Annotated in this window: 21 protein-coding genes; 16 read left to right on the forward strand and 5 right to left on the reverse strand. The window is 50.8% G+C overall.

Annotated features, from left to right (window positions below; translation table 11 throughout):
- Nucleotides 1-87 precede the first annotated feature (87 nt).
- From BUB27_RS04675 to BUB27_RS04705, 7 genes are read left to right on the forward strand one after another with little or no spacing between them, the layout of a single operon-like run.
- Nucleotides 88-1,488 (forward strand): N-acetylmuramoyl-L-alanine amidase, encoded by a 1,401-nt coding sequence (locus BUB27_RS04675; protein ID WP_143158374.1) that lies wholly within the window; start codon nt 88-90, stop codon nt 1,486-1,488.
- Nucleotide 1,489: 1 nt separating this feature from the next.
- Nucleotides 1,490-2,326 (forward strand): NAD-dependent epimerase/dehydratase family protein, encoded by an 837-nt coding sequence (locus BUB27_RS04680; RefSeq protein ID WP_143158375.1) that lies wholly within the window; start codon nt 1,490-1,492, stop codon nt 2,324-2,326.
- Nucleotides 2,327-2,698, forward strand: a complete 372-nt coding sequence (locus BUB27_RS04685) for a hypothetical protein (protein WP_143158376.1) — start codon at nt 2,327-2,329, stop codon at nt 2,696-2,698.
- Between the two features lie 27 nt (nt 2,699-2,725).
- A complete protein-coding gene (locus BUB27_RS04690; protein ID WP_159434805.1) occupies nt 2,726-3,298 on the forward strand; it encodes a Maf family protein in 573 nt (190 codons plus the stop codon).
- 20 nt (nt 3,299-3,318) lie between these two features.
- Complete coding sequence (locus BUB27_RS04695) at nt 3,319-4,305, forward strand: diacylglycerol/lipid kinase family protein (RefSeq protein ID WP_143158538.1); 987 nt, start codon at nt 3,319-3,321, stop codon at nt 4,303-4,305.
- A 60-nt stretch (nt 4,306-4,365) separates the two neighbouring features.
- Entirely contained in the window at nt 4,366-4,836 is a 471-nt protein-coding gene (locus BUB27_RS04700) for an ecotin family protein (RefSeq protein ID WP_143158378.1), read from the forward strand.
- A gap of 17 nt (nt 4,837-4,853) precedes the next feature.
- Nucleotides 4,854-5,630 (forward strand): DUF502 domain-containing protein, encoded by a 777-nt coding sequence (locus tag BUB27_RS04705; RefSeq protein WP_143158379.1) that lies wholly within the window; start codon nt 4,854-4,856, stop codon nt 5,628-5,630.
- Here the strand turns inward: BUB27_RS04705 and BUB27_RS04710 are convergent.
- Nucleotides 5,627-6,682: a transporter gene (locus BUB27_RS04710; RefSeq protein WP_143158380.1), complete on the reverse strand. Its 1,056-nt coding sequence runs from the start codon at nt 6,680-6,682 to the stop codon at nt 5,627-5,629. The genes BUB27_RS04705 and BUB27_RS04710 overlap by 4 nt on opposite strands.
- A gap of 177 nt (nt 6,683-6,859) precedes the next feature.
- The gene (locus BUB27_RS04715; RefSeq protein ID WP_159434806.1) at nt 6,860-7,219 is read right to left on the reverse strand and encodes a hypothetical protein; all 360 of its coding nucleotides are present in this window, start codon (nt 7,217-7,219) and stop codon (nt 6,860-6,862) included.
- A 134-nt stretch (nt 7,220-7,353) separates the two neighbouring features.
- Between BUB27_RS04715 and grpE the strand changes: the two genes are divergently transcribed.
- The 4 genes from grpE (at nt 7,354) to BUB27_RS04735 (ending at nt 11,839) form a co-directional block, all read left to right on the forward strand.
- On the forward strand, nt 7,354-8,010 hold the full coding sequence (grpE, locus tag BUB27_RS04720) for a nucleotide exchange factor GrpE (protein WP_159434807.1): 657 nt from the start codon (nt 7,354-7,356) through the stop codon (nt 8,008-8,010).
- On the forward strand, nt 8,010-9,164 hold the full coding sequence (dnaJ, locus tag BUB27_RS04725) for a molecular chaperone DnaJ (RefSeq protein ID WP_143158383.1): 1,155 nt from the start codon (nt 8,010-8,012) through the stop codon (nt 9,162-9,164). The genes grpE and dnaJ overlap by 1 nt, the downstream gene beginning before the upstream one ends.
- A 70-nt stretch (nt 9,165-9,234) precedes the next feature.
- A complete protein-coding gene (locus BUB27_RS04730) occupies nt 9,235-9,966 on the forward strand; it encodes a 16S rRNA (uracil(1498)-N(3))-methyltransferase (protein ID WP_143158384.1) in 732 nt (243 codons plus the stop codon).
- Between the two features lie 106 nt (nt 9,967-10,072).
- On the forward strand, nt 10,073-11,839 hold the full coding sequence (locus BUB27_RS04735; protein WP_159434808.1) for an ABC transporter ATP-binding protein: 1,767 nt from the start codon (nt 10,073-10,075) through the stop codon (nt 11,837-11,839).
- Between the two features lie 3 nt (nt 11,840-11,842).
- On the opposite strand, the gene BUB27_RS04740 is transcribed toward BUB27_RS04735, so the two are convergent.
- Nucleotides 11,843-12,889, reverse strand: coding sequence for a glycosyltransferase family 4 protein (locus BUB27_RS04740; RefSeq protein ID WP_143158386.1), 1,047 nt, complete (start codon nt 12,887-12,889; stop codon nt 11,843-11,845).
- Between the two features lie 176 nt (nt 12,890-13,065).
- On the opposite strand from BUB27_RS04740, the gene BUB27_RS04745 reads away from it, so the two are divergent.
- On the forward strand, nt 13,066-14,115 hold the full coding sequence (locus BUB27_RS04745) for an ELM1/GtrOC1 family putative glycosyltransferase (protein WP_143158387.1): 1,050 nt from the start codon (nt 13,066-13,068) through the stop codon (nt 14,113-14,115).
- 68 nt (nt 14,116-14,183) lie between these two features.
- A complete protein-coding gene (locus tag BUB27_RS04750) occupies nt 14,184-15,128 on the forward strand; it encodes a hypothetical protein (RefSeq protein ID WP_143158388.1) in 945 nt (314 codons plus the stop codon).
- Between the two features lie 6 nt (nt 15,129-15,134).
- Here the strand turns inward: BUB27_RS04750 and BUB27_RS04755 are convergent, their stop codons facing one another.
- Nucleotides 15,135-16,190 carry a hypothetical protein gene (locus BUB27_RS04755; RefSeq protein ID WP_143158389.1) on the reverse strand — a complete coding sequence of 352 codons (1,056 nt, stop codon included), beginning with the start codon at nt 16,188-16,190 and terminating at the stop codon, nt 15,135-15,137.
- A gap of 166 nt (nt 16,191-16,356) precedes the next feature.
- Here BUB27_RS04755 and BUB27_RS04760 point away from each other — a divergent pair, with 166 nt between their 5' ends.
- Entirely contained in the window at nt 16,357-17,319 is a 963-nt protein-coding gene (locus BUB27_RS04760) for a motility associated factor glycosyltransferase family protein (RefSeq protein ID WP_143158390.1), read from the forward strand.
- A gap of 48 nt (nt 17,320-17,367) precedes the next feature.
- Here BUB27_RS04760 and BUB27_RS04765 read toward each other — a convergent pair whose 3' ends face one another.
- Complete coding sequence (locus BUB27_RS04765) at nt 17,368-18,618, reverse strand: hypothetical protein (RefSeq protein ID WP_143158391.1); 1,251 nt, start codon at nt 18,616-18,618, stop codon at nt 17,368-17,370.
- A 116-nt stretch (nt 18,619-18,734) separates the two neighbouring features.
- On the opposite strand from BUB27_RS04765, the gene BUB27_RS04770 reads away from it, so the two are divergent.
- Nucleotides 18,735-19,148, forward strand: a complete 414-nt coding sequence (locus BUB27_RS04770) for a nuclear transport factor 2 family protein (protein WP_143158392.1) — start codon at nt 18,735-18,737, stop codon at nt 19,146-19,148.
- A gap of 35 nt (nt 19,149-19,183) precedes the next feature.
- Nucleotides 19,184-20,062, forward strand: coding sequence for an ATP-grasp domain-containing protein (locus tag BUB27_RS04775; protein ID WP_159434809.1), 879 nt, complete (start codon nt 19,184-19,186; stop codon nt 20,060-20,062).
- The last annotated feature ends 46 nt before the right edge of the window (nt 20,063-20,108 follow it).

Consider the following 20,108-nt stretch of genomic DNA (forward strand, 5'->3'; position numbering starts at 1 on the left):
ATCGGGCTGCTTGGTGACGAAGTTTAGCCAAGCATAGACAAGTCACAGAAACCAGCTAGAAACGTTATCGCGCGTTCAATAAATCCCATGAATAAATCCGGAAGAAACCTAGCCCTCGAAGTGCCGCTGATCATTTTTGCTATTGGCGTGGCCTTTGTGGTGCAGATGCTCATGACGCCGAGTAAGGATCCTACGGTTCCACATTTCGCTGAGGTGGAAAAGCAGGAAAAGGATCAAGAAGTGATGAATGTCCCGGTGCCCAAGGTGGATAAAGAGGGGGAGATTCCCCCGCTGAAGATTCCGTTGACCTACAGCGAGGAACTCTCCGATCTTGGGGAGAAACCAGATTGGACTAAGCTGGATCCCTATCAGGAAGCAATCAGGAAGGACGAGTTTCTCCACTTGCTGACGGAGGTCTTTACGGTGGGAGATACCTGGAAAAACTGGATTGCCATTGGTGAAGACTCTGCGGTGATCCGCACGGACAATCAGGATGAGAGTCAGAAATATGAATTGTTTTTCCAGAAGGAAGGTGAGTCCAAGAAGGTGCCACGCTACTGGCGAACACGTGAGGAACTCGCCGATACTCCGAGTGACAGGCCACTGGCGGGTTTGCGGATTGCCATTGATCCTGGCCACATTGGTGGCAACTATGCCGCGCTGGAGCAACGGAGATTCTTGCTGAATGAAAATGCCGCGCCTGTCCAAGAGGGGGACATGACTCTCACGGTGGCGAATACTCTCAAAGACCAGTTGGAGGCTTTAGGGGCTATTGTGAATCTGGTTAGAGAGAAGACCGAGCCAGTAAATCCTTTCCGGGTAGAGCAATACCAGGACTACGCCTATTCAAAGCTGGAGCACAACAAGGGACTCTCAACTCAAGAGTCCGTGAAACGGGAAGCTGACCGTATGTTCTATCGAGTCGGTGAGATCAGAGCCAGAGCAAGACTCGTCAATTACGCCTTCAAGCCTGATCTCGTGCTCTGTATCCATTTCAATGCGGATGCTCAGCCTGACCCAGCGAACCCTGTCTTATTCGAGCAAGAGCATTTCCACATGCTGCTGAATGGGGCCTACACTGCAGGTGAGGTGGAGCATGAGGATGAGCGCTTCATCATGATCTTGAAAATCCTCCAAGGCATTCACCAGGAGGAAGCTAAATTAGCTCATGCGGCAGCGAACGCCTTTGTCCAAGAGGCTGGCCTGCCACCCTATCAGTACGAACCAAATTCGACACGTGCGGTTAATGTGGACGGTAACCCTTATCTGTGGGCGCGTAATCTGATAGCGAACCGACTTTATGAATGTCCGGTGCTTTTTTATGAACCGTATCTGATGAATGGTAAGGATTCTTATGCAAGAATGCAGATGGGGGATTATGATGGTCTGCGCTATGTGAACGGGCAACTACGCCGATCTATCTATCGAGAGTATGTGGATGCGGTTACAGAAGGCCTAGTGGAATATTATACTGAACATACCAAGTAAGATGAAGCACCTGTTGTTAGTAGGAAACGGATTTGTGGGTAAGGTGGCGGCGGATCTCTTCCGAGACTACGGCTGGAAAGTGACTACGGTTTCTCGCAGTGGTAATGCAGATGAGGTGGCTGATGTGTCTAATCCAGAATCTTTGAGGGCATTGAAGGAGCGGATCGAGATTCCCACGCACCTCCTTCATTGCGCTAGTGCTGGAGGGGGAGGAGTGGATAGCTATCGATTTGTTTATCTGAATGGATGCAAGAATCTGGTAGAGATTTTCTCCGGTTTGCCCCTGCTGTTTACCTCCAGTACCTCGGTTTATGGTCAGACGGATGGTTCTGTAGTGACTGAGGAGAGTCCCGCGGAGCCGGGACGTGAGACCGGAGATCTTTTGCGTGAGGCCGAACAGGTTGTTTTGGACGCCGGAGGGATTGTAGTGCGTCTAGCAGGGGTTTATGGCAATGGACGCTCTTATCTGCTGAAGCGCTTCCTGACTGGAGAGGCGGTCATGGAGGAAGATGGCAATCGCTGGATGAACCATACCCATCATCAGGATGCGGCCAGTGGGTGCTATCATTTGTTGGCGGCTGGGACCGAAGTATACGGGAAGATTTTCAATCTCTGTGACTCGCGTCCGATGAGGCAGCGCCAAGTCTATAGTTATCTGGCGGACCATTTTGACAGACCCATGCCACCCAGCGGGCCGCGCAATACCAATCTCAAGCGAGGGTGGTCTGATAAGGCTGTCTGTAACGGGCGCATGCTTAAGCTAGGGTGGAAACCCAAATATCCTTGCTTCTTGGATGCGGTGGATGAGGTGGCAAAAAGTTTGGGGGTGAGTGTTTAGATGGCCAAGAGATTCAAGAAGCAAGAAAGCGAGGTGCTGCACTACGCCTACCTTCGGCGCCGGGTGCACTCAAGCTGGAAGATCACGCTGATGGTGGCTCTGGGAGGCTCGATTGTCTTCTGGAGTGCTGGCTTGGTGAACGGCTGGGCGGCCTTGGGGCTCATTCTGGCGGTGTTTCTCGTCAGACCGGTCGCTGAGATCATGTTCTCCAGAGTATTTTTCTGCCCTCGTTGTGGTGGGGATATTTTTCTGGATGTCTGTCAGGTGGAATCACGTGGGTCCGGGGTAGAGCAGGGAGTGGTGTGTTCCTTTTGCAGGGTCGAAGTCACTCATTATGTGAGCAAGGAAGGCGATGTCGTGGATATTGACTGAGGTGCCTCAGCCGCTATGGTGCGGAGCATGAAGAAGCTGATACTTGCATCTGGATCGCCGCGACGAAAAGAACTGCTCGGTGAGCTAGGTTACCAATTCGAGGTAGTGCTTTCCCCAGCAGAGGAAGTGCATGACCACGAGATGGAACTGGTAGAGCTGTGTGAGCTGAATGGGGCTCTTAAGGGGAGAGCGGTGCTGGAGATGCATCCAGATGCTGTGGTGCTGGCGGGTGATACCCTAGTATATATTGATGAAACTCCTCTCGGAAAACCGAAGTCTGAGCAAGAGGCTGTAGAAATGCTGCGCCGGCTCTCGGGCAAAGAGCACTCAGTGTGTTCCGGGATGTGCCTTTGTGAGCATGGAAGAGAGGTGAGATTTCATGAAGTGACCAAGGTCCTGTTCAAGGAACTCGATGATGAAACGATCCGTGAATACATGCGCAAGGTCGATGTGATGGATAAGGCTGGGGCCTATGCGGTCCAGGAGCATGGAGAAATGATTATCGAAAAACTGATAGGAGATTACTCCAATGTCGTAGGTATGCCTCAGAAGCTGGTGGACGAAAGATTGCGTGCTTTCGGATTGAAGCCAGGCGCATAACTGCTAGAAATATGAATGTGATGGAGGAGGAACATCGATATCCTTTGTTGTTTAACCCGAATGCTCGTAGTCAGAAGGGTAAACGTGCTTTGAGTTTTATCATGGAGCACGCGAAGGATTTTGTCCTCTATGCCACCAGAGATATAGATGATGCGCGCAACTTGGCATCAAAGTTTGCTGACAAGGGGGAACCTGTAGTTTTGGCTGCCGGTGGCGACGGTACTTTGAATGCTGTCGTTCAGGGTTTAGCTGGGTCGGATACGGCTCTTGGAGTGCTTCCTGCGGGCACAATGAATGTGTTTGCCCGTGAAATTGGTATCCCTGTTCCTAATTTACAGAGTTCCAACTTGAACAAGGCGATGGAAGTCATTCGTGCAGGAAATATGCGCGAGGTCGATTTGTTTGAGTCCAATGGCAAGCCCTTCGTTCAGATGGCGGGTGTAGGCTTTGACGCGCAGGTTATCGAAGAGACGACCAATGAGTCGAAGAAGGTTTTTGGGCCGCTGGCGTACTTGATGTCTGCGGTGAAGTTGCTTGGTGATACCCCTCCGAAAATGAGGGTGATCTTTAAGGATGGTAGAGAGATTGATGGTGTGGCTGTCTTGGTCGGCAACGGGTCTCTCTATGGAGGTCAGGTGAAGCTCTTCCCCAAAGCTGATAACTGTGATGACATGTTAGACCTGATTGTCTTCAAGGAGTCGGGCTACAAGTTTGTCTTGGACTCGCTGAAGGGACTGGCCGGAGTCTTGGACTTGGTGGGTTCATCTGTGGAGTACCTGCATGCAGACGACTTCAAGGTAGTTTCTGATAGGGAAGTCCCTGTTGAGGTGGATGGGGAATATGTCGGGCGTTGCCACACAGTGGAGTTCACTCCTGCCTCCAAGAAGCTCAAGGTGCTGGCTCCCAAAGAACCGGTGGGTGGCCTGGCTCAGCTCTGGAAGAACTGGCAGAACATTCCCCGCAAGCTGGCGGGTGAGCGCGAGCAAAAGACCCACGATGATGCATAGTCTTGGCTGAGCGGTGGGTATTGGTTTGATTTTGGCCGCATTTGAGTTCAGTATAGTACTATGAAAAGTCTCGTCGTTTTCCTGTCTCTCTTTGTCGCTGTGTTAGGTGTTTCCCAAGCGGATGATCTGGATCTGAAGAAGTACCCCCAACCTGAAAAAGGCTATACGCGACAGGTGATCATCCTGCCTAAGCTGGAGAAGGAAGAAACGCATAAAGTGCAGCTGCTGATTGGCAAGAAGGCTATGGTCGATAGTGCCAATATGGCCAGGATGATGGGCGACATCAAAGAGGAGACTCTGAAGGGCTGGGGCTTTCCCATGTACAAGTTTGAGTCAGACGGACGCATTATCCAGACTCGCCGTGGCGGTGGTAAGATGGAGGAACGGTTCGTGGATGCACTTCATGATTACCTGATTCGCTACAATAGCAAACTTCCTATCGTGGTTTACGTGCCAGAAGGGTTTCTGGTCAAATACCGGGTATGGAGCATCGGGGATGAAGAGATCTATGCTAAGGAAGTGAACGAATAGACGTTTGTAGAGCACACATGAATAAAGATCCTGAAAAGCATCATACCTTTGATGGTCCATCCATGGATCAGGTCAAGAATACTGGCCGCAGTCTGCTGGCAGGTCTGGCTGCATTGGTGCCTTTCATAGGCACGATCTGGCTGCTGGTGATCGTGTACCGTATCATGCTCAAGGCTGGAGACCTGATGATCTTGGGGGTGATGAAGTTTGTGAGTCTGCTCATAGGCCAACCCAAAGCCTACGAAACCTGGCACGTCGATTTCTATGGCTCGAATTTGCTGCGCTTCCTACTACCGATCATTCTGACGGCTTTGGTGGGGATCGCCGTGCTCAACAAGCCCGGCAAGCGTGTCCTTCACTGGATGAACGAGCTGGTGCAGAAGATCCCCGTCATAGGATTTATCTACTCAGCCTTGGTGCAGTTCGTCGACGCGGTGAGAGGTCTAGGGGATGACCGTAAATTCAAGAGCGTAGTCTATATCGAGTATCCAAGTCCAGGATGCCGCCTGATCGGCTTTGTGACAGGAAATTTCCATGATGAACAAAAGGGGAATGATGTGACCTCTGTCTTCATTCCCACTAGCCCAAACCCCATGACGGGTTTCATGCTCATCGTGGACGATGACAAGGTGATCCCCTGTGATATGAGCATCGAGAGGGCTACCAAAATGATTCTGTCAGCAGGATTGGTGACGCCGGATCACTTGGGCGACGCGGTCAGAGTGAATGACGCGCCTCCTCCAAAGGTGGAAGAAGGCGCGCCAGAAAAGGAAGATACTTCCTCTGGGGCCTAGAAGGCTTTCTGCCAGCCAAGCATCACGCTGAACTCGCGGTTCATGCCGATGCCGTTGGCTTCTTGATAGATTGGGATGAGCGCCTCTACCGCTAGGCGATGGCCTTTGAAGCTTCCTTCCTGGAAGATGAAGTTAGCGCCAAGGCCAGCTTCCAGCACATGACCGCCGTAGTTTTCTTGGAAATGCTGAGGGGCCGAGTGATGGTGCATGCCGTTATAATGGCCCTGGATGTCTTCTTGATAACTGTAGTTCAAACGGGCGGAGAGACTCAGTGACTCTGTGACAGGCGTGGCGATCCATGAGGTCAGGCTGTAGCTGTCACCATAGGCAAAGCCACTCTCATTGTCTTCCTCAAGAACGGTGCGGGTGCTTGCCTGCACACCCCAGGAGAAGGTTTCGAGGTGTTGCTGGTAGGTCAGCCCGAGGATGCCATCCCAGGTGCCTCCGCCAAGCTGCATGCCGTAAGGTAGGTACATACCATCCTGTTTTTCATCCACGTCAGCAGTGGGGAGTACGAGACCGAGTGTCAGGTGCAGGCTCTGGGTGTTATCCGAGTAGAGGCTGTAGAGGGCAGTGAGGGAGGTGTCTCCAAGGCCTTCACTGGAGTGGCTGCCGCTGTGGCTCATGGAATGCATGGAGTGCATGCCGCCCATCATCATGGGAGCCATGTCCATATCCATGTCTTTGCGGACGTAGTTAAACATGCTCATCAGGGTGAGTTTGTCGGTAGGGGCATACATGATGCCGAGCATGTGCATCTGCATGTCCATGCTGGTGCCCGCTCCCGTGTAGCCTCTGTCGTAGACCTCGCTGGAGGTGAGGGAGTTGTTGCCGTCACGGTGGCCATCCATGGCCATGAACATATAGCGGTAGGAGAACATCCATTCCCCCTGTTTGTGGACGTGGTCACCCATGACTCCGATAGGGGCGTGGGCGTCTGGGCGGGCGGATGTCTGAACCGGAATGCAGCAGCTCAGAGGATTCTTGCTGTCTTGGGCGTGAGCGGCAGTAACGAGGGTGGTAGCGAGGGCTACCATAGCGATTTGTTTCATTTCTCTTAATTAAATAGATAGGATTCCGCAGTGCCTGAGAAGTAGGCACACGGTTGCGCAAGTGCGCGGGTGTGGATGCTTGGTCCACGGTCAGATTCATCATGAGCCTCAGAAAGTGGCTCAAAGATGGAGTTTCAGGCTCTAGGCCTGATGGGGCTGTTGATTAGCTGTGATGAATCAGACGAAATCCGGAGGAGGAAATGGAAGTTCTGGCTGGAACTGATTTAGCAGAAGCAAATCAATTCTCAGGAAGGGGAGACGAGTGGCGCTGGGGGGCGTGAGTTTGGCAGGGCGGCTGGTCGCAGAGACCGCCTTGGCAAGTGGAGTGAGTTCAGGCACAGGGGCCTCCTTGCGCTTTTTCTCTGCCTCATGCTTGGCAATGCTCTTACAGTGCTCACAAGGCTCTTCACCGCTGAAGGTGGAGTCCACGGCATCGGCAACGCCTCTCTCAGGGATACGCTCGTTGAGCATGTTGGCCCAGGCCCAGATTTGGTACGTCACCGTAGGTCCTTCAACCAAGGTGAAGGCTGCGATCAAGCACAGTAATCTTGTCGCGAGGAAGCGCATCTGACTGCGAAGTAGGGGCTAGCTGTGAGACGAACAAGTCTTTTTGGTAACATTTCGTAGGGAATATGCATTTTATGGGGGTTGACGTTGGCCCTTCAGTGGGTATGAGTTTCGCCATGCAGAAGGATAATTCCCAAGTATCTGAAGAGGAACTCGTAGATGAGTCCGTGGAGCAGGAGACTTCCGGCCAGACGGTCGATGACTCTGGTAAAACTTTGGATGAGATCAACGAGGAGATTGAGAAGGAGCTCGAGGAAGCTATCGAGCAAGAGGAGCAGGATGAGGTCGTGACTCTCGAAGCGGAAGTTCTGAAGTGGAAGGAAGCCGCTCTCCGCTCTGCCGCCGATCTAGAAAATTTCCGCAAGCGTATGGCCCGCGAAAAGCAGGATTCCATCCGCTACGGCAATCAGCGCCTCATTGAAGAGCTTCTCCCGGTGCTCGATAACTTTGCGATGGGTATGCAAGCTGCAGAGAAAGACAGCGGCTCCATGATCTACATGGGTATGCAGATGGTGCAGAAGCAGCTGGAAGGCTTCCTAGAAGGTCAAGGTGTCCAGGAGGTGCCTGTCATCGTAGGAAGTGATTTCGATCCGAACCTGCATGATGCGATGAGCCAAGAAGTCAGCGCTGAGCTGGAGGAAGGCAAAATTCTTCGTGTAATGCGTAAGGGTTACAAGATGGGTGACCGTTTGGTACGTCCAGCCAATGTGGTGGTTTCCAAAGGGGCTGAAGAATCTCAAGAAGAGGAGGCTGCTCAGTAATGGCTAAGGCGGATTACTACGACTTGCTTGGCGTCTCCAGAGATGCAGACGCAGCGACGATCAAGAAGGCTTACCGTAAGCTGGCGATCAAATACCATCCGGACAAAAACCCGGACGATGCCGAGGCTGAGGCCAAGTTCAAGGAAATCGGTGAGGCCTACGAGGTGCTCAGTGATGAGGACAAGCGCGCTGCTTATGATCGCTACGGTCACGCTGCCTTCGAAGGTGGCATGGGCGGCGGTGGCGGCGGCTATGGTGGCTTCCACGATGCCTCAGATATTTTCTCCCAAGTCTTCGGCGGTGCCTTCGGTGGCGGTTTCGAAGAGTTCTTCGGCGGTGGTGGTGGAAGACGCGGTGGTCGCCGTGGCTCCATGAAGCAGCCGGGTAGCGATCTGCGCTATGATCTCCAGATCACTCTGGAGGAAGCCGCTCAAGGAGTTGAGAAGGAGCTTGAGATCGAAAAGGATGTCACCTGCCGCAAGTGTAGTGGTAAGGGCTCCAACAATAGCTCTGGGGTCAAGACATGTACGACCTGTGGTGGACAAGGTGTGGTGACTCGTCAGGCTGGCATTTTTGTACAGCAGACCACCTGTCCTGAATGCCGTGGTGCAGGTGAGACGATTTCAGATCCATGTGACTCCTGTCATGGACAAGGCAAGGTGGAAGAAAAGACACGTATCAAGATCCGCATCCCTGCAGGTGTGGATACCGGGACGCGCCTGCGCTCCTCTGGCAATGGTGATGCTGGTCTGAGAGGTGGCCCAGCGGGTGATCTTTATGTGTTCATCAACGTCAAGGAGCACGATGTCTTCGAGCGCGATGGTGCCGACCTCCACTGTGAAGTGCCTATGCCATTCAATGTGGCTGCTCTCGGCGGTGAACTGAAGGTGCCTACTCTGGAGGGCAAGTCCTCCATCAAGATCCCGGCGGGCACTCAGGGGGGGACTACCTTCCGCCTCCGTGGTAAAGGTATCACAGATCTCTCATCCGGCTATAAGGGTGACTTGCATGTGACCGTGCAGGTGGAAGTGCCTACCAAGCTGAATTCTGATCAGAAGGACAAGCTGAGAGCGTTCACCGAGTCTATCGGTGAAGAAAACTCTCCGATGCAGGAATCCTTCTTCGAGAAAGCGAAGAAATTCTTCGATTTCTAAGATCTGGAATTTCAGAGAACCAAACCATTTTAGAGTAGCTGCCTGCGAGTCAGGCAGCTATTTTTTCGCCATGAACTCACTGAACCGCTATTATCTGCCGGCCTCCGAATGGTCAGGCGATATCCTTACCCTGGAAGGGGACGAGGCGCATCACTGCGTGCGCGTGCTCAGGCAGAAGGCTGGTGATGAGGTGATCGTCTTTGATGGCGAGGGGCGCAGTGTGCAGGGCGTGATCAGCTCTGCTTCCAAAGAGGCGGTCGTCATAGAAAAGCAGGGTGAAGAAAAGCTTTCTCCTCGCGGATTGCAGCTGTCCTTGTGTCAGTCGATTCCCAAAGGCGGGAATATGGAGCTCATCGTTCAGAAGGCGGTGGAGCTTGGTGTCAGCTCTATCCAACCGCTGGTAACTGAAAATACAGTGGTTAAAGCGGATGAGAAGAAGCGCCAGAAATGGCAGCGCGTAGCCCTGGAAGCCTGCAAGCAATGTGGCCAAGATTGGATGCCAGAGGTGGCTGAGATCAGGAAGTTTCCAGACTGGTTAGCGAATAGCCAGAGATCCAGTCTGAGTATTGTAGCTGCGCTGGACCCACGCAGCCGTGAAATGGCCACAGTTCTGAATGATGCCTCAGCTACTGGGGATGTAGAACTTTTAATCGGGCCAGAAGGGGACTTTTCCCAGCCTGAGTATGATGCTGCCATCAGCGGAGGCTTTGAGCCTGTGTCGCTGGGTAACATCGTCTTGCGGGTAGAGACAGCCACCTTGTACTGCCTGAGTGTGCTGCGTTATGCCTGTGGACGGGTGTGAATCCGTGCTTGCTTGATGATAGCTAGGGGAAGACACTGCTGGCTAAACAAACCTAACGAAAGACAGTCTTTTGAAATTTGGTAAATATAGGAAGTTGCTGATGCCGATGAAGTGGAAGTTCATCGGAGCCGTGCTGGCTGGTGTAGTCGCCGGTGTGGTCAGCTCGTTTGGACTTCCGTTTATGTCTGAGGCGGTTTTTCCGTTGATCTTTGTTGATGAGAGTGGGGCGACCCAGCCTCCTCCGGAGTGGCTCAAAGAAGCGGTGATGTATGTGACCGGCGGTGAGCTGACTCAGCAAATGATTCTGGTAGCAGCCTGTTTGATGCTTCCACTCGTCTTCTTAGTGAGAGGGGTCATGATGTTCCTGAATACCTACTTTTTGACGGATGTTGGGTTGAGAGTGGTTGAGCAACTCAGGTTGAGAGCATTCAATCGCTTGCAGTATTTGTCTCTGGCTTTCCATAAGAAGCATCGCGAAGGGGATCTGCTAAGCAGGGTCATGGCGGATACCGCAGCCATGCAGAAGGCTGTGGTTCGTGTGATGGCTGATCTCGTGATTCAGCCAGCTACGCTGATTGGTGCGGTCTGGTATCTTGTTATGGCAGCTCTCAGCAACCAGGGAGCGATGTTCATGCTGCTGGCCTTGAGTTCTCTGCCTTTATTAGTGCTTCCTCTGCGTGCGATCGGTAGTCAGATCGTCAAGAGATCTCGCAAGACGCAGAAGCAATCAGGCGGCTTGTCTGCGGTGCTCAGTGAAAATTTGTCCAGTCAGCAAGAAATTCGTGCCTATAATCTACAAGCCAGTCAATCTGAGCAGTTCGAGCAAAACACTGACAAGCTTATCAAGCTCCAGTTGAAGACGGTGAAGTACAACCGCCTCATGGGGCCGATGGTGGAGATCGTCTCTGCTGTGGCAATCAGTTTTGCGATCTATCTCGGAGCTCAGGAGGGAATGACCCTAAAGGTCTTCTTGCCTATGGTGATGGCTCTGTACCTTTGCTATGATCCGATCAAGAAACTTGGTGTTATCCACGGTCAGCTAAAGCAAGCTGAAGCCTCGTTAGAGAGAATTGAGGAAATTACCGAGAGTTCTGAGGAATTGATCGATCCCGCCAGTCCGAAGCACTTTGGAGATGTGCGAGGTCTGGTGGAGTTCAAGGATGTACGTTTTGGATATGGGGATGAGCCGGTACTCAACCATATCAGTGTCAAGGTGGAGCCAGGTGAGGCGGTTGCCTTGGTCGGGCCAAGTGGAGCGGGTAAATCCACTTTCATTAGCCTGATCGCGCGCTTCTATGATGTGAACGAGGGATCCTTAACCGTGGAAGGTTTGGATGTACGCGAGGTGCTGAAGCACGACCTACGTAGCAACATCGCTCTGGTCTCTCAGCATCCACTTCTGTTCCGAGGCAGCATTGCGGACAACATCGCCGTGGGGAAACCTGGTGCTAACCGCGATGAGATCGAGAAGGCAGCTAAGCTCGCTCAGGCGCATGAATTCATTATGTCCATGCCGGATGGATACGACACCCTTCTTGGTGAGCGCGGTGAAGGCTTGTCTGGTGGTCAAAGACAGCGTGTGGCGATCGCGCGTGCCTTCTTGAAAGACGCGCTTATCCTCATCCTGGATGAAGCGACTAGTGCTTTGGATACCGAGAGTGAGGCTCAGATTCAGAAGTCCCTAGTGGAACTTTCGAAGGGCAGAACGACTTTCATGATCGCACACCGCTTTAGTTCCATCAGGCATGCCAGCCGTATTCTTGTCTTCCACAAAGGAGCCGAGGGTGGCGAAATCATTGCAGACGGAACTCATGCAGAGTTGTTCCAGAGTTGCGATCTCTATCGCGACCTTTACGAGAAACAGCTGAGCTAAGGCTTATGCCAATGATCGCAGGTAGTCTGTGAGCTGAGTAGCTTCACGCTGGATCGTGTAGTGCTGCTCCACATGCTTGCGGCCATTCACGCCAAGTTGAAGCAGTCGCTCTGGATCTGCCATCATGAGGTCCAGTTTCTCTCGGGTCGCATGTACATCTCCACAAGGGACGCAGTAGCCCAGGGAATCATCAGTAATGATGTCTTTCCATGCTCCCGCTTCGGAGGCGATGACAGCGGTGCCTGAGGCCATGGCTTCCAATACGGTGAGGCCGAAACCCTCATTGCGTGACAAGGCTGCGACGATCGACATGGAGCGAAACAGGATAGGCAGGCGCTCGAATGGCTGCTTGCCGATGAACATGAGTCGCTCTCCTACCCCAGCATTCTCGGCTTTGGCCTTCTGTTCGTCGACAAAAGCTTTGTTGGAAGGGGTGATCTCTCCGCCGATGATGACGGTAAAGTCAGGGTGTTTCTCTAGCAGAGGCAGGACGGCATCCACGAGGACATCGATCCCTTTCTGGTGACGAACCCTGCCAAAGATGCCGATGCCATACTTGCCTGGATAGCCAAGCTCTTGCCATGCCTTGGCCTTTTCTGCGGCAGGTGAATAGATAGACTCATCAATGCCGTGAGGGACGATGATGTCTGGCTTGCGTTCTAGATAGGAGGCGGCTGCGGAGCAGGTGGAGATAATGCCATCCACCTGCGAGATGAGGTACTTGGTGAGACCTGAGTGATGGCGCTGGGCCGTCGAGGTGAAGGCGATCTTGAGTTTGGCCCCAAAGAGCTTCTTGAGCAGCAGGGCCTGAATCATCTCGTCATTGCGGCGCGCATGAAAGACACGCGAGCGTCCGTCCGGGAGAGGCTTGCGGCACAGCTTGGCTGTTTGCCAAAAGTTTAGGACAGGGGTGTCTTTTGCCAGGTGGTGTGGACCCATCACCGCTGTTGGGATTAGGTCCTTCTGGACTGAGAGCACTTGCAGCATCGTCGAAGTCACGCCCGAAAAGCGCTTGTTGGAATTACCAAGGATGAGTTCGATGTCTGCCATAGGGTGATGCGTGGATCTTGAGCTTATTCTTCGTGAAAAGGAAGGCAAAGGCGACAGAAACTTTCAAGTGGCTCGTTTGAGATATGTGAAGAAAATGCCTCAAAGTGGAGATCGTGGACGGAACTGTATTTGGTCACGTTTGAGGTTCATTTTGCTAAGTAATTGGTATCAGCTAGATGCATAAGATGACCGCAGTCAGTGATAGCCGGGAATTGGCTCGTAAAGTCGTGATTCTCGATGAGGGAAGCACGGGTCATGTCGTGCAATCTCGTGGATTGGCGAAGGAGTTGTCCAAAAGACTGCCTGTTGAGGTCCTGGAATATAGAATTCCATGTCGGTTGCCTCGGAAATTCGCACGTTCACTAGGAAAGCGCTTACTGGATAGCCCTCTCTGGAAATGTGGGGTGGGCTGGATTCATCCACTCAAAGGGATCGATCTGCAGTCCTGTGATGTTTTGGTGGCAAGTGGGCCGCACGCCCTGAATGCTCTGCGCTATTTGGGGAGGCTGGGGAATTGCCCAACGGTATTCGTACAAGGCACTCTGAATATTCCCGAGGGGCAGATGGACCTGATCGTGCGACCAGATGAAGGTGAGGAGCGTTCAGACTATGTCTTCATCCCGGTGCTTTTTACCGAGATCGACCCAAACGAGTTGACCGCAAATCAAGAGTCGCTGCAGGCGAAGTATGGCACGGATGAAAAGCTCAAAGCTCTCTTCATCGGCAATAGCTCGGCCAAGATTGTCTTTGAAGATAGGGACTGGGATGATCTGGCTGAGTTTGTGAACCGCAGCTGGAGCCTGGATGGGGTGCGCTGGCTGATTTCTACTTCCTACCGGACTGGTGGCGAGCTTGAGCGCAGGCTCAGAAATAGGCTGAACCCGGCAGCGATCGCCAAAGCAGTCTGGTATAGCGAGATGCCTGAAAAAATTACCAAGGAATATCTCTCCTTGGCGTGTGAGGTCTATGTGACCATGGACAGCCTGACGATGGCAACCGAGGCTGTATGCTCTGGCAAACCATGTTACTTGTATAGCTCTCAATCAGCGATGAAGCTGAATGAAAATACTCATGTTCGCTACATTAGAGGACTCGTTGAGAATGGTTACGCCCAAGTATTTGATGGAGGAACTCAGCCGGCTGAGCTTGAAAGTCTGAATGGCCATGAGCCCGATTATTCAGAGGCCGTGAACCTTATTTTACAACGCATCGGATGGCGCCAATGAATGGGCAACAATGGCATACTATCGGAGTCTCTCATTCACCCCTGGTGACGAGAGTTTTTAAGGCGGCTATGCAGGTTCAGAAGGTTTCTAGAGAGGACTGGACCTTGTTAGGGAGGAGGTCTGTTTTTTCGAAGGAAAGCCCGTACAGCCTCGATGATTTAACAGATGCCATGGAGGCGGCCTACAAGCGTGTCGATAGGCGTGCTTATCGTAAGGCGAAAGAGGATCTCACAGAGATGCTTTGCAGGTATGCGCCTGATGGCTATGAGGTGGCATTACCCCATGCGAATCAAATCATCTACCAGGAGATCATCTCGCACCCTTTGTGTAGGGGGTATTACTTGTTAGAGGAGGGCTTTACCTCGATGAACTGGCGACACTATAACCAGCGGAAACTGACATGGGAGAAAGCTCTAAAATATCGTCTTCGTAGTATGGTGACTGGGTCACGCTTTGATAGTCGACGTCCGATGTTTGATATGGATGACCAGCTGTACCGCGGATGTTTTACAGTGTCAGATTCTGCATTCAAGAATGTGGGGGGAAGACGAGATGTTTCTGAGGGGCTTGCGACGTTGGGTAATCGGGGAGATGACGCCAAAAGGCGCGTCTATGTGGTTTTAGATTCATCCTATTGTAATCAAGGTATCTCGTGGGAAAATTATCGGGATGCCCTTGTCCAGGTATTGAACCGTAGTGATCGAGAAGAAGTAATGGTCAAATTTCACTTCGCGGATGCTCGGAGGGTGGAAAGGTTCGGGGAATTACAAAAGGCTCTAAAGCTCCGTAAATTGGCATTACTGGATTCGTGCTATTGTATTGAAGATGCATTGATGAGAGAGGATCTTGTGCTATTTGGACTGAGTTCTTTAGGGTATTATGCACAGTTGTTAGGTTGTGAGGTGGAAACATTCTGTCACAAGATTCAAGGATTCGATCTTGAGAGTTGGGTGAATCAAGGGTGGCTTCCCCGTGAGGTGATAGGGTCTCCTATTTTTGAAGAAACTAATTAGTCTAACTCAAGGCTGTGTGTTGGATGCAATCGCCTCATCAAGTAGCCGACGCCACATCCTCCAGTCGAAGAGCTCACTAACGGAACACTGCTCTTGAATGACAAAATTGAGATAATCATAGTATCGGGAGGGTAGTTCCTTCCGCTTGCAGCGTTCAAAAAATTCCTTGAGTGAAGTTCCAAAGGGAGAATTTTCTCTCGTGTAGAGAAGTGATCCCAGAGTGAATACATTCTTCTCAAGGAGCATGGATTCGTGAATTGCATTGGAGTTAATGGAAATGACTCCCATACAATTAGGGGTTCTAGCAAGGTCTCGGAAGCTCAGACGTGGATCAATAGAATGACTGATGCAATCTTTCCTCTGGAGTTTAAGGGAAATATCTCTGGCTCTGGGGTGAGGGCAGAATATGAAGGTGTCATCAGGCGATGCACGGTTTGTATCCAAATAGTCAGCAATGGCCTGCGCTACTTTTTGTGAGCTGTTCTCCTGATTGTAAAACTGAGTAAAATCTGTATCAGAGTATTTGAGATTGAAGTCATCTCCAGTTTGTAGCGCGACCAAGTAGAAGTGATCCGGCAGCCCCAGGCTTCTGAAAATCTCAGGCGTGCAGTGATCGTATAGCTCAGAGGATAAATCTCGTGCTTCTTTCACGTCGTCGATGGTAATAAACTGAGGCAGCTTGGGTTCGTCGAGGGTGAAGAGCTTTTTGCGGCGTGAGTTAGATCCTTGTGTGCAGATTTGATAGCCTGATCTCGGTAGCCAGCCATGTTCTCCAATGATTCTCACAGGTGCTAGGCTTTTGCTTTTTCCTGCCCAAGTGATTTCTATGTCCTGCTGAATGTCATCAAACTTTTTATGATGTCTTCCAAGCATTTGGATGAATGCTGCGAAGAAGATGTAGCGTGAGTATTGCTCAGGCTTGTGGAAGTCATTGAATCCAGAGAATAAGCGTTGGTGGTCGGCTATTATGAAGTTTGGCGCAAAGGGCAGCCGCCCGTCATGGTAGAATGCGCAGGCGTTCTTCTCTAGTTTCTTGAAGTAGTGTCCTAAAAGTAGGCTCATTGTGTTTAATATTCGGTATCGTATCGGTAAAAGTACCTAATTTCTGCCTTCATACGCTTGAAGGCGATCACTAAAGTTTGTCAGAAGTGTAGCATTTCTCTTCTCTTTCCGGAAAGTGTTCAGGCGTATCAGTGGAGCTTGAAGTCGTATCGTCGGCATAGCAGACATGAGTAATCCATTTTTTAGCACAAGTATTGGGCCTGAGATTTCTCGTCGTAAGAAACTAGCTGCAGTTTTTGGTCGTGGCTTTGCACGTAGTTTTGTGCAGAGAAAGGTGTGGGCATATCCCTACAGGCACATGCGTGGATTTGATCATCAGCGGTACTACGAACGACAGGAAGACGGGAGTTGGTTAATAGGTGGAGGTGGTATGGAACTCGTGAAAACTCAGACTCTTTCCGACTGGGGATTTAGGTTGAAGAGAAAAGTTTTGTTAGTCGCCTCGGGGCCCAGTGCAAAAGATTATGAATGGAATAATCTGGAAGACAGATCTATCGTGGCAGTTAATGGGTCAATAGAGTTCTTGCGCACGATCGGATTGATTCCCGATTACTGGGTGACAAGTGATCCTAATTTTAACCGCACAGGGGCTGAGCACTTTCGTAAGAATCCCGATGTGCCATTAGCTCTTACGCTTCGTGGTTTGGAGGCCCTTATCCACGATTGCCCTGAAGCTGTAGTGAGTAGACCCCTTTGTGTCATTGAACGAGTGAATCAATGGTATGGCTCAGCCTCGATGACTCAAGCTGAATTTGGCCGAGTCAATCAAGAGTCGGGGGAGCCTTTTGTATTGCCAGATGGAGATACAGAGAAGTTAAAGATCGGCTGGAGTCATCGACCTGAATGGGGTATTTTCTCGGGATGTACGGTTGTATTTGCCGCTCTGCAGATACTAGTGAGATTGGGCGCCACAGATATTAAAATCGTCGGTATGGATCTCGGCGGTGCAGAGCGCAACTATGCTGAAGGCGAGAACAAAAGACCTTCAGGTTTAGACAGCCATCGTGACCGGATCATATTGCCATCATTCAAAGTGATGGGCGAAGCTCTGGCTCACAGTGGAGTCAGAATTCGAAACCTCTCTACAGTCTGCCCGATTCAGGGAGATCTCGTGCCGGGTCACTTTTAGACTCTAACATTTATTGCTAGCAGCTAGCTCTTAGAGCTGAAATTCAACTCACGCCATCACAGGTTCTTTTTCAGTATCTGAGCTAGACTCTTTCTGACCGTCTCGCTGTGGTCGAATATGGAGGCCCTCATCACCTCTTCGTGGAATTAGCCTCCTATCCTTAAAGAGATCCATGATGAAGTGCTTCACACGCGATAGGGCAAAGGAGATAGGGGGGAAATTAAACTTCTCCTGAATGCCGAAGTTGACAAGTTCGATAGATGTAGTCCTGCGTTCGAACAGGAACTGACGGATATACTTCTTTCTAACCTTCTTATAGGCCTTCAGGTCGAAACAGCTGGAGTAATCATCAAGCTTTCCTGCTATTTCAAGGGTGATCAGAGTGATATTGCATTTGCGACATGCGCCGCAGTTAATCGGGGGACCGAGATGTTTGATTTCTGTACAAACATCGAGTGTGCTGTGGGTGATGGGAAGGGAGGGGAGTTGAAGTGTCTTTTCAACTCGAGTGTATTCGTTGCCAACAGCAAATGCTTCAAGGCTCTCTGTTGAGAGAAGCGGTAGGGATATGGCGTCGCAACACGCCATGAACTTCGATTTACCAACAAAGAGAGTATCGTAAGGGTAGGAAGAGGCGCACATAAAGGAGCCAATGCCATTCTGAAGGAGTAAAGCTACTGCAGCATTTCGGATCGTGTCGGTAGAGTTGAACCTCAAGCCGGAACCGTAAAACTCAAAAAAGTTTGAATTCACCTTAATAATAGGAAGATCCAGCTGTTTTGCGATTGCGTTGACTCGCTCGTAGCGGATGTGAAACAATTTCTCGGCCTCTTTCGTTTTGCCATGAGAGCCTACATTGTTAAAGGTGAGATGGGTTAACTTAAGGTGACTAGGGATGTCCTCAAAGTGATAGTCGTGGAGAACGCTATAAGAGTCGATGCCTCCAGAAAATCCTGCCAATACGCCACTTCCGCCGTAATTTTTGTCGCTCAGAGTAGATGCGGTAATGTTTACCTTCTTGAGTGCCGGGAGCATTTGATAGACGATAAGCTGGTAGGAGAGCATGAGGTTATGCCAAAGCTTTCCAGATATGGCTCCTTCGATATGGATGTCCTCGCCCCGTTTCATTGCCGGAAGTAATACTGCAAGTAGAGCTGCGTCGTATGAGTCAGCAACGAGATCCATGTATTCCGCAGGGACATTGAACCAGAGCTTATTCGGTAAGCTCTCAGACTCGATATTAAAGGAAATCGTGGCTAGGTCATTCTCTAGCGTCACTTGGCGGTTACTGATGATCATAAAATATGGGAGGTATCGACAGGGACAGGATTTGCTAAATTAGTTATGAGCTTATTGCAAGAGTGAATACTTTTTGTAGTGACATGAATAAGAGTAGCCGCTGAACTGACCTTCATATGGTTATAGAATCAGCAATCCGAGGTGTGAAGGAGTGGCTAGAGAGCTTTGCGTCCTGTGTGAGAAATCGAGATTTTGAAGCAGGGGAGGCTATGTTTTTAGATGATTCCACAGGGTTTGGTACCTGGACCAAAGCCATGAAAGGTCTACAGATGCTTCGCGAAGAGCAGTGGGAGAAGGTGTGGAGAAGCACGAAAGGATTTCATTTCGACATAGAGGAAGGATCTCTCCTGTTTTCTGACGAGCAAGCTCCAAAACAGTGTGTCGCTACGGTGACATGGAGTTCCATAGGTTTGGGTGTTAATGGTGAGTTTGAGCGCTCGGGCTGCGCTACGATTGTGCTAGTCTGTAGAGAAGGAATTTGGTCCGCTCAGCATACGCATTTCTCTCAAACACCTCAGGGTAAGCTGTAGAGATGAAGAAGGTTAATGTCATCTTGGTCCCAGATTTGAAGCACCACAAGGTTGGGGATTTCCTTGAGATAGCACAGCGTGTTAGGGGTAAATGTACCGATGTGGTGCCCTATGTGATGACCTCGAAATCTTTCTGGGCTAAGAAGTGGTGGTGGGCACTACGTCCTAGTTTCTATGCGGCAACAAGGTGCTTTCCGAAATTAAAGCCTGTTAGGGGAGCGTTTTTTCATGGGGCTTGTCTAACCAAAGAGCAGCAATATGAGGAGTTGGATAAAGCAGGAGTAGAGACCTTGAAGTGGTCACCACTCACGAAGACAACGGTATTAGACCCTGCTGAGTGGGGTGATTTTTTAGTCATCAAGCCTGAGGGGGGCAAGAGAGGGCGTGGGGTGAAAGTGGTGAAGACGCGTAAAGTGAAGTGGAAGGAAGAAATGCAGGATGGAGAGCGTCTGGTAATACAGCAATTTGCCTATACAGGCTCGGAGCCAACGTCATATAGGGTACTTACCTTTTTTGGGAGGCCCCTGTTCTGCATGAAGAGTGTCAATGTAGCCTGTGGTAATAAGTTAGAGCAGGTCGAATCTACGAAAGACTTTGCGGGCCACAACATCGTTGCTACCGCGAGAGAGGGGGAGACAACTTTGGCGAAGGATGAGGAGGTGATGGCCTTTGCTAGTAGAGTGACAGAGGTGTTCGCAGATATACCTGTTCTGGGGATCGATGTGATCAGGGATGTAAGGACAGGTAAACTGTTTTGCGTGGAAGTGAATCCTTACGGTCAAACTTGGCATTTTTCCTCTGAGCTAGGCATACAGCTACAGGAGAAAATAGGACAAGCATTTGAGGAGCAATTCGGAGCTTTTGATATCGCCGCTGAGGTCTTGATAGAAAAGGCTCGTGCTATGGCAAAATAGCTGGTCCATGTACCATACAAATGGGGATGAGAAAGCTACCTGTATT

Origin of the sequence: Rubritalea squalenifaciens DSM 18772 (genome assembly GCF_900141815.1) — a bacterium.
Taxonomy (GTDB): Bacteria; Verrucomicrobiota; Verrucomicrobiia; order Verrucomicrobiales; family Akkermansiaceae; genus Rubritalea; species Rubritalea squalenifaciens.

Excerpts from the sequence above, each read along its gene's own strand:
- BUB27_RS04700 (WP_143158378.1), top strand. The coding sequence starts at position 4,366 with ATGAAAAGTCTCGTCGTTTTCCTGTCTCTCTTTGTCGCTGTGTTAGGT.
- BUB27_RS04705 (WP_143158379.1), top strand. The coding sequence starts at position 4,854 with ATGAATAAAGATCCTGAAAAGCATCATACCTTTGATGGTCCATCCATG.
- BUB27_RS04765 (WP_143158391.1), bottom strand. The coding sequence starts at position 18,618 with ATGATCATCAGTAACCGCCAAGTGACGCTAGAGAATGACCTAGCCACG.
- BUB27_RS04680 (WP_143158375.1), top strand. The coding sequence starts at position 1,490 with ATGAAGCACCTGTTGTTAGTAGGAAACGGATTTGTGGGTAAGGTGGCG.
- grpE (WP_159434807.1), top strand. The coding sequence starts at position 7,354 with ATGAGTTTCGCCATGCAGAAGGATAATTCCCAAGTATCTGAAGAGGAA.
- BUB27_RS04710 (WP_143158380.1), bottom strand. The coding sequence starts at position 6,682 with ATGAAACAAATCGCTATGGTAGCCCTCGCTACCACCCTCGTTACTGCC.
- BUB27_RS04755 (WP_143158389.1), bottom strand. The coding sequence starts at position 16,190 with ATGAGCCTACTTTTAGGACACTACTTCAAGAAACTAGAGAAGAACGCC.
- BUB27_RS04750 (WP_143158388.1), top strand. The coding sequence starts at position 14,184 with ATGCAGGTTCAGAAGGTTTCTAGAGAGGACTGGACCTTGTTAGGGAGG.
- BUB27_RS04770 (WP_143158392.1), top strand. The coding sequence starts at position 18,735 with ATGGTTATAGAATCAGCAATCCGAGGTGTGAAGGAGTGGCTAGAGAGC.
- BUB27_RS04760 (WP_143158390.1), top strand. The coding sequence starts at position 16,357 with ATGAGTAATCCATTTTTTAGCACAAGTATTGGGCCTGAGATTTCTCGT.
- dnaJ (WP_143158383.1), top strand. The coding sequence starts at position 8,010 with ATGGCTAAGGCGGATTACTACGACTTGCTTGGCGTCTCCAGAGATGCA.
- BUB27_RS04730 (WP_143158384.1), top strand. The coding sequence starts at position 9,235 with ATGAACTCACTGAACCGCTATTATCTGCCGGCCTCCGAATGGTCAGGC.
- BUB27_RS04740 (WP_143158386.1), bottom strand. The coding sequence starts at position 12,889 with ATGGCAGACATCGAACTCATCCTTGGTAATTCCAACAAGCGCTTTTCG.
- BUB27_RS04685 (WP_143158376.1), top strand. The coding sequence starts at position 2,327 with ATGGCCAAGAGATTCAAGAAGCAAGAAAGCGAGGTGCTGCACTACGCC.
- BUB27_RS04735 (WP_159434808.1), top strand. The coding sequence starts at position 10,073 with ATGAAGTGGAAGTTCATCGGAGCCGTGCTGGCTGGTGTAGTCGCCGGT.
- BUB27_RS04675 (WP_143158374.1), top strand. The coding sequence starts at position 88 with ATGAATAAATCCGGAAGAAACCTAGCCCTCGAAGTGCCGCTGATCATT.
- BUB27_RS04745 (WP_143158387.1), top strand. The coding sequence starts at position 13,066 with ATGCATAAGATGACCGCAGTCAGTGATAGCCGGGAATTGGCTCGTAAA.
- BUB27_RS04695 (WP_143158538.1), top strand. The coding sequence starts at position 3,319 with ATGGAGGAGGAACATCGATATCCTTTGTTGTTTAACCCGAATGCTCGT.
- BUB27_RS04690 (WP_159434805.1), top strand. The coding sequence starts at position 2,726 with ATGAAGAAGCTGATACTTGCATCTGGATCGCCGCGACGAAAAGAACTG.